6 protein-coding genes are annotated in these 13,242 nt (G+C 65.6%); 4 read left to right on the top strand and 2 right to left on the bottom strand.

The window, feature by feature from the left end:
• Positions 1 to 73: 73 nt before the first annotated feature.
• Positions 74 to 976, top strand: a complete 903-nt coding sequence (locus L4X63_RS13345) for a LysR substrate-binding domain-containing protein (RefSeq protein WP_250679137.1) — start codon at positions 74 to 76, stop codon at positions 974 to 976.
• 195 nt (positions 977 to 1,171) lie between these two features.
• Positions 1,172 to 1,474, top strand: coding sequence for a P-II family nitrogen regulator (locus L4X63_RS13340; RefSeq protein ID WP_250679136.1), 303 nt, complete (start codon positions 1,172 to 1,174; stop codon positions 1,472 to 1,474).
• Here L4X63_RS13340 and L4X63_RS13335 read toward each other — a convergent pair.
• Positions 1,471 to 2,451 (bottom strand): diguanylate cyclase, encoded by a 981-nt coding sequence (locus L4X63_RS13335; RefSeq protein ID WP_250679135.1) that lies wholly within the window; start codon positions 2,449 to 2,451, stop codon positions 1,471 to 1,473. The two genes, L4X63_RS13340 and L4X63_RS13335, sit on opposite strands and share 4 nt — an antisense overlap.
• Positions 2,451 to 6,155, bottom strand: a complete 3,705-nt coding sequence (locus tag L4X63_RS13330) for a PAS domain S-box protein (RefSeq protein ID WP_250679134.1) — start codon at positions 6,153 to 6,155, stop codon at positions 2,451 to 2,453. The genes L4X63_RS13335 and L4X63_RS13330 overlap by 1 nt, the downstream gene beginning before the upstream one ends.
• A 572-nt stretch (positions 6,156 to 6,727) precedes the next feature.
• Between L4X63_RS13330 and L4X63_RS13325 the strand changes: the two genes are divergently transcribed.
• Together L4X63_RS13325 and L4X63_RS13320 are read left to right on the top strand one after the other, a co-directional pair.
• Positions 6,728 to 10,312: a PAS domain S-box protein gene (locus tag L4X63_RS13325; protein ID WP_250679133.1), complete on the top strand. Its 3,585-nt coding sequence runs from the start codon at positions 6,728 to 6,730 to the stop codon at positions 10,310 to 10,312.
• 40 nt (positions 10,313 to 10,352) lie between these two features.
• Positions 10,353 to 13,241, top strand: coding sequence for a PAS domain S-box protein (locus L4X63_RS13320; protein WP_250679132.1), 2,889 nt, complete (start codon positions 10,353 to 10,355; stop codon positions 13,239 to 13,241).
• The last annotated feature ends 1 nt before the right edge of the window (position 13,242 follow it).

Below are 13,242 nucleotides of genomic sequence, written 5' to 3'. Positions count from 1 at the left end.
GTATGTCTCCTTCACTCATTGCGCAAATGAATAGAATTCATCTTTGGCATTACCCTGTGTTATGCTTCCCTCCATGAATCTCAACAGACTCAGGATATTCCACGCCGCCGCCCAGTGCCAGAGCTTCACCAAGGCCGCGGACCTTTTGCACCTCACCCAGCCGGGCGTAAGCAAGCACGTCAAGCATCTCGAAGCGTACTACGGAGAGCCGCTTTTCGACCGGGTGGGGAGAAAGGTGATGCTGACCCGGGCGGGGGAGATCCTCTACCAGGCGACCTCGGCGGCCTTCGCCTTGCTCGAGCAGGCCAAGCTGCGGATCGGAGAGCTCTCCGATCTGACCGGGGGAAAGCTGAGGATCGGCGGGAGCGTCACCATCGCCACCTACATCCTGCCGGAGATGCTCGCGCGCTTCCGGAAGCTCGCCCCCGGGGTGGAGATCTCGGTCGCCACCGGTTTCCGCAACCAGATCCTGGAGCAGGTGCTCGACAACACCCTGGAGGCCGGCTTCGTCGGGGAAAAGCGGGCGGACGAGCGGCTCGTCTTCCGCCGGTTCATGACCGACGACCTGCTGCTGATTGTCCCCCCCGGTCATCGCTGGGCGGGGCGCAAGCGGCCGGTCCACCTGGGGGAGCTTGCCGGGGAGGTCTTTGTCCTCTCCAGCCGAGGGGCGGGGACCTGGCGGCTCGTTTCCGGGCTCCTCGCCTCCAGCCAGGTGACGCCCAGGGACACCATGGAGCTTGGCACCACCGAGGGGCTCAAGCAGGCGGTGGCCGCGGGGCTTGGGGTTTCCATCGTTTCCCGCCACGTCGTCCACGGGGAGCTCGCGCGCGGGCTGCTGGTCGCGCTCCCGCTGGAGGGCGCCCCGCTCAAGCGGGAGCTCTTCGCCGTCTACCACAAGGCGCGTTACCTCTCCAAGGCCGCCCGCGCCTTTCTGGAGCTCTTCGGGGTGGAGGCGGAGCCCCTTGAGAATGAGTAAATCCCGGGCAGCGGCCGCCTCCCTGCCCAACTTGGCGGCAGCGTCCTTCTCCCGCCTCCGGGCTCCGGCGCTAACCTGCCGTAACTGCAGGCGATAACAGCGGCAGCCGTTTTGGCACGCGTCATGTAACCGTCCACCTCGATGTCTCAGCACAAAGACGAGCGAGGTCCATCTCCTCGCGGAAGAGGTGACGCTATGAAACTGATCGAAGCGGTGATCCAAAAGCTGAAGCTGCAGGACGTGCGCAACGCGCTGGACGAGATGGGAGTGGCGGATTTCATGGAGAGCCCGGTGACCTGCCACGCCGACCGCGGACCGGTGATGGTCTTCCGCGGGGCCCAATTCGTGGCCAAGGTCGCCGGGAAGGTGAAACTGGAGATCGTCTCGGCGGACGATTCGGTGGAGAAGATCATCGACGCCATCGGCTCCCTGGCCAGGACCGACCGCCCGGGCGATTGCCGCATCGCGATCCGGCCGTACCTGGAGGTGCTCTCCTAGCGGGGGGAAGCGGGATCGGCCATCATGGTCCGGTTCCTGCCGCGTTCTTTGGCGAGGTACAGCGCCCGATCCGCTTCCGTCACCAACCACTGCGCGTCCTGTTCCCTCGCCGGTACCCCCCCGGCCACCCCGATGCTGGTGGTGACCACCCCGGAAACTTCGGATTCGGCGTGGGGGATGGCCCGGCGGATCAGCTCCTCCCGGAACTTCTCCGCCAGGTGGAAGGCCTGGCCGGGGGAGGTGTCGGGAAGGATGACAGCGAACTCCTCCCCTCCGTAGCGCGCCGGGAGATCGCCGGCGCGCCGGAAGGTGGTGCGCAGGAGCTCCCCGATGATTGCCAGGCAGCGGTCGCCGGCCGGATGTCCGAAGTGGTCGTTGTACCTTTTGAAATGATCGACGTCGCACATGATGAGGGAAAGGCACTGCCCGGTCCGGATGGCACGGTTGATCTCGGCCTCGAGCACCGTGTTGAAGCAGCGGCGGTTGGCGACACCGGTCAGGCCGTCCTCCCGGGCGAGGACCGCCAGTTGCCGGTTCTTTTCCCTGAGCTCGGCGGTGAGCGCCTCCAGCACGTCGCTTTTCCGCTTGGACTCCAGGTGGTTTCTCACCCGGGCCTTCACGATGGGGGGACTGATCGGCTTGGTCAGGTAGTCGATGGCACCGCAGTCGAGCCCTCTGGCCTCGTTCTCCACACTCTCCATGGCGGTGATGAAGATGACCGGGATGTCACGGGTCCGCTCGTCGCTTTTGAGCGCGGCACAGACCTGGTAACCGTCCACGTCCGGCATCATCACGTCCAAAAGGATCAGGTCCGGCCGCTCCCGCTGGGCGACCTTGATGGCGTTGGCACCGTTACCGGCGAAAAAGAGCGCGTAATCCCCCCTGAGGATCCTGTGGAGGACCTCGACGTTGGCCGGGGTGTCGTCCACGATCAGTACCCTTTGCTTTTTTTCCTGTCCGCTCACCTTTCTGCTCATCACGGCATCCCCATTTCTTCCATAACCCGCTCGGCAAGAGCGCGAGCCGCCTCGAAATCGAACTGCCGCAGGGCTGCCGCTATCCCCTGCGACGCAGCGGTCGGCAGCAGCCGGCTCAATTCCTCCCATACCTCGAGGGCTTCCAGGTTGTCCTCCCTGAGCAGCAAGACGAGCCGCCGAAGAAGGGCGGCGGTCCCTTTGCCGGCCAGGGGGGATACGCCTGGGGATCCTGCCGGGGCGGGAGGGGGCGTCCCCTGCTCCTTCTCTTCCAGGGAGCGGACCGAGTCGAGCACCTCCTGCAGCCTCTCCTCGAAACGGGCCACAGCCTCCCGCAGCGATCCCCCGTCTCCCCCGGCCATCGCGCCCTCCAGCTCCAGGGCGGCAGCGCGTAGCCCTTCCGCACCGATGGTCCCGCCGAGCCCCTTGACGGTGTGGACCAGGCGGCCGGCCGCCTCGGCGTCGCCATGCTCCAGGGCCTCACGCAACCGCGACGCGGTTTCCAGGTTGTCCCGGCGGAAACCGGTCAAAAGCCTGGCGAGCAACTCGCGGCTCTCCAGAAAACCCAGGGCCTTGCCGAGATCTATCCCCGGCAGCGCGTCGGGAAGCGTCACCCTCGCCCCGGCGGTTTCCGCCTCCTTTCCCGCCTCCATCTCCTCTCGGGGGGGCGTTGGGGGGAGGCCGAGCCACCGGCGCAAGGTGGCGAACAGCTCGACCACGTCGATGGGCTTGTTGACCTGGTCGTTCATTCCCGCCTCGAGGCAGAGGGCGCGGTCGCGGGGAAGGGCGCTGGCGGTCATGGCGATGATCGGGAGCTCACGGTAGGCCTCGTGCTCCCTGATGCGCCGGGTCGCCTCCAGGCCGTCCATCACCTGCATCTGGACATCCATCAGGACCGCCTGGTAGCCACCCCCCGGCCCGGTGACCATGGCGACCGCCTCGGCGCCGTTTCCGGCGACTTCCACCAGTACCCCGGCCCGCGTCAGGATCTCCCGGGCCACGAGCTGGTTCAGCGAGTTGTCCTCTACCAGCAACACCCGCACCCCTTCCAGGCCGGAGTCCTTCCCGGTGCCCGCCTGGCAGGCGCCGGCGGCGGCAGCTTTCCCGTAGGCTACGATCTCCTCTTCGGAGGGGAGGGCCAGCGGGAGCGTGAAGGTGAAGGTGCTCCCCTTCCCGGGAGCGCTCTCGACGTCGAGGTCCCCCCCCATGAGTTGGACCAGTTGCCTGCTGATGGCGAGGCCCAAGCCGGTCCCGCCGTACCTGCGGGTGGTCGAGCTGTCGGCCTGGGTGAAGGCGCTGAAGAGCTGGGCCTGCTGGCCGGGGGACATGCCGATTCCCGTGTCGGAGACCGAGAAACGGAGGTGGGGCTGGCCGCCGTGGGTGCAGGGAGCCACCCTGACCCGCACCTCTCCCCTCTCGGTGAACTTGATTGCGTTGGTGGTGAGGTTGAGGAGCACCTGTCCCAGGCGGACCGGATCCCCCTCCACCAGCTCCGGGAGGCCGGAATCGGCGATGACCCGGATCACCACCGGTTTTCCCAGCAACAGGGCCGCTGCGACGGCGCCGAGGTCGTCCAGCACCCTGGCCAGGCTGAAGGGGACCCGCTCCAGGTCCAGCTTCCCTGCCTCGATCTTGGAGAAATCGAGGATGTCGTTGATGACCCGCAAAAGGAGGTTGGTGGCCCTTTGCACCTTGTCCACGTAGTCCCTCTGCTGGCCGTCGAGGGGGGTCTGCTGCAGGAGGTAGAGCATCCCCAGGGCCGCGTTCATCGGGGTACGGATCTCGTGGCTCATGTTGGCCAGGAATTCGCTTTTGGCGCGGGTGGCAGCCTCGGCGGCCTCGGTGGCCTGCTGCAGCTCCTCCTCAGCTCGCTTGCGGTCGGTGATGTCCTCCTTGACCCCCACGAAGTGGGTGATCTCGCCCGAGGGGCTCATGACCGGCGAAATGGAGGCCGATTCCCAGTAGAGCTCGCCGTTCTTCCGTTTGTTGCGGGTTTCCCCGCGCCATTTCTCTCCGGACAGGATGACCCGCCAGAGCTCGGCGAAAAACTCCGGCGGGTGCCAGCCGCTTTTGAGCAGGCGCGGGTTCTTCCCCAGGATCTCGTCGGCGCTGTAGCCGGTCACCGCGGTGAAGTTCGGGTTCACGTATTCGACGTTCCCCTCCACGTCGGTGATCATGACGGTGACCGGCATCTGATCGACCGCGAGGGAAAGCTTGCGTAGGGCGTCCTCGGCCTCCTTGCGCTCGGTGATGTCCCGCAGGGTCTCGATGGCGGCAACCACGTCTCCCTGCGGGTTGCGGATGGGGGCTGCGTCGAAGCAGATGAAGCGCTTGCGGCCGCCCAGGGAGGCGAACCACCCTTCGGCATGGAGGGCGTCCGGCGCGAGCTCCGACCTGCGGCAGACGGCGTAGAAACTGGAAAGGTCGCCGGTCTCCCCGTCGATCACCAGGTTGGCGAGCAGGGGGCGTTTTTCCGCGTAGAAGCCCCGCCACGGCTCGTTCGTGCCGAGCACCTTCGCGGCCGGGAGCCCGGTCAGCTCTTCGCAGGCGCGGTTCCAGCAGACCACCCGGTGCGTGCGGTCGACCACCAGGGTGGCGACCGCCGAGTTCTCGATCAGGCTCTCGGTGAAGGCCTCCTGCGCCACCACCGCTTCCTTTTGCCGGTGTGCCTCGTGAACCATGTTGTTGAAGGCGCGGGCCAGGGTGGCGATCTCGTCGTCGCCGGAGACCTCGAAGGGGGAGGGCTCCTGCTCCTTGCCGGTAATTCCCACCACGTGCGAAGTCAGGCGTGCCAGTGGGGCGGTCAGCCGGAGCATCAGGTGCCGCGTGATCGCCAGGGTCAAAAGCAGCGCGGCCAGGAAGGTGCTCGCGAGGTACCATGTGGCCCGGGAGAGCGGGGCGTAGGCCTCGGACTGCGGGAGGTTGGCGGCCAGGATCCACCCGGTGCTCTTTAGCCTTTTGAAGGAGGAAAGCAGATGGACGCCGCGCGAGTTCACCGTCTCGCCGGTACCTTCGAACCCGCCGATGGCACGGTCAAGGAGCTTGTTGGCGCCGGCCGGGATGTCGGTTTTCATAATCCGCTGGCGGTCGGGATGCACGATCAGCATTCTCGCGGTGTTGCACAGGTAGAGATAGCCGCGTTCTCCGAGCTTGGCGGCGGCCAGTTTCCCCAGGTAGTTGACCTTCATGAGATCGTGCGAGCCGCACAGCAGGCCGATCATCTTTCCTGCGCCGTCGAAGACCGGGGCGGTGAAGGTCACCGTGGGATGCCGGTGTGGCAGAGTGGACTGGAACGGTTGCGAGATGAACGGTTTTTGGGTGGCGACGGTCTGCTGAAAGTACTCGCGGTAGGAATAATCCCTCCCCACCAGTTCCTGGCCGCTGGGCATGGCCGCCAGCATCCGTCCGCTGATGGAGAAGAGGTAGATGCCGCCGTCGAAGACCTCGAATTCGTCCGGCTGCCTTCTAAGGAACGCTTCGGCCCGTTGCGGGCTCGCCAGATCCTCAGCCTTGACGCTGCGGGCGAGGGCGACCAACTGGCGCTGGGACATCCAGATCTTGCCGTCCATCTCCTCGGCCAGCATGGTGGTGACGCTGAACTGCTGCTTGGCGATGGTATCCATGAACTGGCTGCGCTGATACCAGTATGACGAGAACGTCATGACCGAAAGTATCGCCATCACCAGGATGGATACCACCAGGCTCATCCTGGTTGTAAGGGTGACGCGGGATATCATCAGGGCACCTGTTGCTGGAAGTTTCGGCGGACCGGGACTGGGGGGGGCGTGGTTCATGTATCGGACATGGCGGCGTTATCTTTAACGGATTCGCCGCGGACGCCCCCTGGCAGGGAATTGCCGGGAGGCCGGGGCGGCGGGAATGGCCAGGCGGGGGGCGGGGGAGGAGTAGGATTGGAATCAGGTCACCGAAAGGGAGGCCCCGCTTTGAATACGGAAAAATTAAAATTTGACCGCTATCTTTTAGCTGCTAAACTGATTCAGTCTTAAAATCCGCACCTTGCTGCCGAATAGAACTAGCGAAGGTTTCGTCCGCTGCTCATTGACTTTAAAGTAAATTAATTGTCCCTTTTTCTTTATTTGTGGTATTTAATTGTTCCGGCCGCCATCTGAAATCAAGTGGCGGCTTCCGTGATGACCCCGGCCCCTGGAATGTATTGCCTTGCTGTGTGAATGAATTTGTTTTAACTGTCCAACTCTGAATTGACTGTCGCCGTGCGCGAACCGGAAGAGCAGGCCGCGCGGTCCGATGGGGGGCAATCATGGCGGTTGAACCCGGTAGAGGTGGCGGGTGGATAGGGAGGGACCCCCTCCTGTTATTGGCGCTGTGCGTAGCCGGCCTGGCCGGAAACTATCTCAAGGTCACCCTCTTTCTCAACATCGATTTCCTCTTCGGCAGCATCTTCGCCCTCCTCGCCCTCCAGTTTTTCGGCTTTGCCCCCGCCCTCATCGCCTCCGCCGTCATCTCCGGCTATACCTTCGTCCTTTGGAACCATCCCTACGCGATCGTCATCATGACCGCCGAGGTGGCGGTGGTGGGTCTTCTCAGGCGCCGCAAGATCGGTATGGTCCCGGGGGACGCCCTCTACTGGCTGTTCATCGGCATGCCGCTCGTCTACCTCTTCTACCATGTTGCCATGCATGTCCCGTGGAACATGGTCAAGATGATCATGATCAAGCAGTCGGTCAACGGCATCGCCAACGCCATCGTGGCGCGCATGCTGATCACCGGCTACTCCTTCCGCTCCCGGGAGGTCACCGTTCCGTTCAGGGAGGTGCTCTCCAACCTGTTGGCCCTGTTCGTCTTGGGACCCGGGCTGATCCTCCTGGTGATCGGCTGCCGCTCCGACTTTACCGAGGTGGACCACACCATCCGCGCCGGGCTCATGGCGGACATCGCCGACAAGAGCCGCCTCATGGAGACCTGGGTGGGCAACCGGCAGCGGGTGATCAACCGGCTGGCCGAGATCGCCGGCACCACGGCCCACCGCGAGATGCAGTCCCGCCTCGAGTGGGCACGCGGCTCCGATCCCAATTTTCTCCGGATGGGGCTCCTCGACGGGGAGGCGGTCACCGTCGCCTTCGACCCGCTGCGGGACGAGCTCGGGGCCCCCAACCTCGGCAGGAGCTTCGCCGACCGCCCCTTCATCCCGGTCATGAAGCGGACCCTCAAACCGATGCTCTCCGACATCTACATGGGGAGGGTCGGGTCGCCGGCCCCGGTGGTCTCGGTGGTCGCCCCGGTGGTGGTGGGAAAGGAGTACCACGGCTACGTCATCGGGGTCCTGAGCCTTCAGTACATAAAGGAACTGCTCGACCACGCCTCGGGGCGCAGCGGCCTGCTCTACACCCTCCTGGACCGCAACGGAAAGGTGGTGATGACCAACCGTAAGGAGTTGGGGGTGATGGCCCCCTTCGTCCGCGGCCCCGGAAAGCTCACCCGCCTGGACGGCACCATCAGCGAATGGATTCCGAACCTTCCCCCCAACACCCCGGCGGCCGAACGGTGGCGTAAATCCTACTACGTTTCCCAGGCCACCATCGGCCAGCTGGCGGAGTGGAGGCTGGTCCTCGAACAGCCGGTGGCCCCCTTCCAGATGCGGCTCAACGACAGCTACACGCAAAAGTTCACCCTGCTGTTTGCCATCCTCCTCATCTCGCTCGCCCTCGCGGAGCTCTTGAGCCGCGCCCTGGTCCGTACCCTGGAAAAGCTCTCCCTGGTTACCCACGACCTCCCCGCGCGGATTGGCAGCGGCGAGGCGGTGGAGTGGCCGGTGAGCGGCCTGGAGGAAACGAGCAACCTGGTGGGGAATTTCCAGCAGATGGGGGGAAGGATCGACCAGCTCGTAAAGGCCCTCAAGCAGTTGAACGACTCCCTGGAGTTGCGGGTGGAGCAGCGGACCCGCCAGCTCGAGCAGCTTGCCAACCAGCAGCGCATCATCCTCGCCAACATGCCGGTGGGGGTCTGCCTGGTGAAAAACGGGAAGGTGGAGATGGCCAACCCCGCCTTCGACCGCATCCTCGGCTACGAGCCGGGGGAGACGGTGGGGCTCGCAACCGCCAGCTTCCATGTCGACGCGGCGGCGGGGAGCGGCGAGGTCTGGTGGGGGGCGCTGATCTCCCGGGGGGAGGTCTTCAGCGCCGACCTGGAGCTTGCCGCCAAGGGGGGGATCCCGCGCTGGTGCCACCTGATCGGGCAGGCCATCTCCGTGGACCGCCCCGAGGAGGGGGCCCTCTGGATCATTCACGACATCGCGGAGAGAAAGTCGATGGAGTCGCAGCTGCGGGACCGGGAGGCCCACTACCGGCTCTTGACCGAGGACGTCTCGGACGTGGTATGGAAGCTCGACGCCGGTTACCGGATCACCTACCTGAGCCCCGCCGACGAGAAACTGAGGGGGTACCCCTCCCACGAGATGGTCGGGCGGACGATCTTCGAGCTGACCACCGAGGAGGGGAGCCAGACCATCATGGACAAGCTCCATCAGGAGGCCGATCCCACCCAGCCGGATGCGGGGGGACCGACGGTGATGGAGATCCAGCAGCGCTGCAAGGACGGCAGGCTGATCTGGACCGAGGTGACCGCGACCGTCGAACGCGATCACGCCGGGAGGGTGGCGGGGTACCACGGCATCACTCGCGACATCACGGAGAGAAAGCAGAAGGCCGAGCTCGAGCAGCAGCTTTTGCACGCCCAGAAGCTGGAGAGCCTCGGCGTGCTGGCGGGGGGGATCGCCCACGACTTCAACAACATCCTGATGGCCATCATCGGCAACGCCGACCTGGCGTCCATGCAGCTCAGCGCCCAATCCCCGGTGCTCGAGAACCTGCACCGCATCCAGGAGGCCTCCAAGCGGGCCGCCGATCTCACCAAGCAGATGCTCGCCTACTCCGGCAAGGGGCGCTTCATGGTGGAGATCGTGGATCTGAACCTCCTTTTGGATAACATGCTCCACCTGCTGCAGGCTTCGGTATCCAAGAAGGCTCAACTGGTCCTCGAGCTGGAGAAGCCGCTCCCTCCCCTGGAGGCCGACGCCGCCCAGCTGCGGCAGATCGTGATGAACCTGGTGCTCAACGCCTCCGAGGCGCTCGGCGACGAGAGCGGCATCATTGCCATCTCCACCAGGGTGGCCGACTGCGACCGGGAGGCCCTGCGCCGCGACTGGCACGACGAGAAGCTCGCCGAGGGGCGCTACGTGGTGCTGGAGGTGCGCGACACCGGCTGCGGGATGGAGAAGGAGACCCTCGAGCGGCTCTTCGATCCCTTCTTCACCACCAAGTTCACCGGCCGCGGGCTCGGGATGGCGGCGGTACTCGGGATCGTGAAGGGGCACAAGGGGAGCGTGCGGGTGACGAGCGAGCCCAGCCGCGGGGCGACGGTCAGCATCCTTTTGCCTGCCAGCCGCCGGGTGGCGGAGCTTCTCGACGCTTACCGGGAAACCCACGACCAGACCGAGCAGCCGGCTGCCCGGGAGAGCCTCCTGCCGCGGGGGGGGAAGGTCCTGCTGGTCGACGACGAGGAGGCGGTCCGCCGGGTCGGGGTGGAGATGCTCGGCCAGCTCGGCTACTCCGCCATCGAGGCGGTGGACGGGGAGCATGCGGTGGAGATCTTCAAGGCCAACCCGGTGGAGCTGGTGATCCTCGACCTCACCATGCCCCGCATGGACGGCGAACAGTGTCTGAAGGAGCTGCAGCGCCTCAAGCCGGGGGTGCGGGTCATCATGTCCAGCGGCTACAGCGAACAGGAGATCGCACCCCGGCTCTCCGGCAAGGGGGTGGCCGGTTTCATCCAGAAACCGTACACGGTGGGGGCACTGCGGGAAGCGATCAGCCGGGGAGCTTTTTGAGCCTCGGAGCCGGGCGGAAAAAAGGAAGCGGGAATTATAGATGAAGAACGAGGATAACGGACAGCACCGCGAGGATAGCGAGCCGCACCGCGAGGATAGTGAAGAGCGCAGCATGCAGGGCGATCAGCGCAGCTCGGGCAGCGAACAATATCGCGAGAAAAGCCAGCAGCACGGCTTGGACAGCCACCAGCACCGCGGGGGAAGTGGCACGCCGGGGGGAGACTCCTCCCGGTCGCACCGCCTGCGCGGCTACGGCGCGGCATTGATGGCGGCCTGGACGGTCACCATCGCGGTCTCCTTCGGATGGCTCTGGCTGCAGGAGCGGCGCAACGTAAGGGAGATGGCCCGGGCCGAGGCGCGGGTCGCCTTCGAGAAGGATACCCTGTACCGGAAGTGGGCCACCAGCCACGGCGGCGTCTACGTCCCGGTCGACGAGCGGACCCCACCCAATCCCTACCTCTCCCACATCCCCGAGCGCGATCTCACCACCCCCTCCGGGCGGCGGCTCACCCTGATGAACCCGGCCTACATGACCCGCCAGGTCTTCGAGCTGGCGGGCCGGGAGAAGTCCATGGTGCGCGGCCACATCACCAGCTCCCGCCCGATCCGGGCCGCCAACGCACCGGACCCGTGGGAGGAGCAGGCCTTGGCCGCCCTGGAGAAGGGGGCCCGGGAGGTCAGCGCGGAGGTCGAGGACGGCGGCGTCCCCTCGATGCGGCTCATGCGCCCCTTCAGGGTGGAGGAGGGGTGCCTCAAGTGCCACGCGAGCCAGGGGTACCGGCTGGGGGACCTCCGCGGGGGGATCAGCGTGACGGTGCCGCTGGCGATCTTCGCCGGCTACAGCGGGAGGGTGGTGACCAGCGCCGCGGTCGCCTACGGGATCATTTGGATGCTCGGGATCGCCTTGCTGGCGCTCGGGAAGAAAAAACTGGCCGAGATGTTCGGCCGGCTGGAGGCGAGCGAAGAACGGTACCGGACGGTGGCCGACCACACCGCCGCGTGGGAGTACTGGCTCGATCCCGAGGGGAACTTCCGGTGGGTCTCGCCCAGCTGCGAGGCGGTCTCCACGTATAGCCGCGACGAGTTCTACGACGACCCCGGCCTGATGCTCCGGATCATCCATCCCGACGACCTCCCCCGCTTCCAGGAGCACCTTCACGAGGAGGATGGCCCTCACCAGCTCGATTTCCGGATCGTCACCCGCGACGGCGAGATCCGCTGGATGGCCCACGTCTGCCGCAACGTGTACGGGGCCGACGGGGAGCCGAGCGGCCGCCGGGGGAGCAACCGGGACATCACCTTCCGCGTGCAGGCCGAGGCGAGGCTCCAGGAGCAGACCGAGACCCTCAAGGAGGAGATCGCCGAGCGCCAGCTGGCCCAGGAGAGCCTGCAGGAGCAGGCGGTGCTCCTGGAGGAGGAGATCGCCGAGCGGCAGATGGCGGAGCTGTCGGGACGGCTTAGCGAGGAGAAATTCTCCAAGGCGTTCCAGCTGGCCCCGCTGATCATGAGCATCACCGATGCCAAGGACGGGAGGTTTCTCGACGTCAACGAGCGCTTCCTGGAGCTCTCAGGGTATTCCCGCGAGGAGGTGATCGGACGGACCTCGCTGGAGCTTGGGTGGATCTCGCCGCAGGCGCGGCAACAGATCCTCGGTCAGTTGGGAGATATCGACCGGATCGCGGGGCTGGTGCTCCCGTTCACCGCCAAGGACGGCCGCTGCCTCGAGTGCGAGTACTACGGCGAGCTGATCACCGTCCACGACCAGCCGTGCATCCTTTCCGTCGCCCTGGATGTCACCGGCCAGAAACAGCTCGAGGAGCAGCTTCGCCACTCCCAGAAGCTGGAGGCAGTGGGACAGCTGGCGGGAGGGATCGCCCACGACTTCAATAACATCCTGATGGTGATCCTCGGCTTCGGGAGCATGGTCGAGCAGGCGATGAAGCAGGACGACCCCCTCAAGGAGAAGGTCGGCCAGATGCTGGTGGCGGCCGAGAAGGCCTCCCAGCTCACCCGCTCCCTTTTGACCTTCAGCCGCAAGCAGGAGATGAACCCGCAGCTCCTCGATCTGAACGACATCGTCCTGGGGGTGGAGAAGTTCCTGGTGAGGATCATCGGCGAGAACGTGGAGTTAAGATCCGAGCCCGGGGTGGGGGATCTGCAGGTGGACGCCGACCGGGGGCAGATCGAGCAGGTACTCATCAACCTCATCACCAATGCCCGCGACGCCATGCCCAAGGGCGGGGTGGTGACGGTGGCCACCGCCCCGGCGCAGGCCGGCCGGGACGGGCGCCTCTACGTGCTCCTTTCGGTCTCCGATACCGGCGTGGGGATGGACCAGCAGACCAGCAAGCGGATCTTCGAGCCGTTCTTCACCACCAAGGAGCTCGGGAAGGGGACCGGGCTCGGCATGGCCATCGTCCATGGCATCGTCACCCAGCACGGCGGCTTTATCGAGCTCGACAGCGCGCCCGGCCGGGGGACCACCTTCCGGGTCTACCTCCCGCTTGCACGCGGGGAGGCGCCGGCCGAGACGATCCCGGTGGGCGAACAGGTCAAGGGGGGGGACGAGACCATCCTGGTGGCCGAGGACGATTCCTCGGTGAGCTTCTTCATCGAGTCGATCCTCGGCCAGTACGGCTACCGGGTGATCGTGGCCGCCGACGGCGGCGAGGCGGTGGAGCGTTTCAAGGAAAACCGGGAGGCGATCGGACTGGTGATCCTCGACCTGATCATGCCGCGGATGAACGGGAAGGAGGTCTTCGACGAGATCCGCCGGATGGACGCGCAGGTGAAGGTGCTCTTCTCCAGCGGCTATTCGGCGGAGATGATGCTGGACCAGCTCGAGCTCTCCCATGGCGAGGAGTTCATCATGAAGCCGGTCCAGCCGATCATGCTCTTGAGAAAGGTCCGGCAGATGCTCGACGGCTAAG

Origin of the sequence: Geomonas sp. Red32 (assembly GCF_023652955.1) — a bacterium.
Taxonomy (GTDB): Bacteria; Desulfobacterota; Desulfuromonadia; order Geobacterales; family Geobacteraceae; genus Geomonas.
Note: the sequence above shows the minus strand (reverse complement) of the source record. Positions and strands in the feature narration are given on the sequence as shown.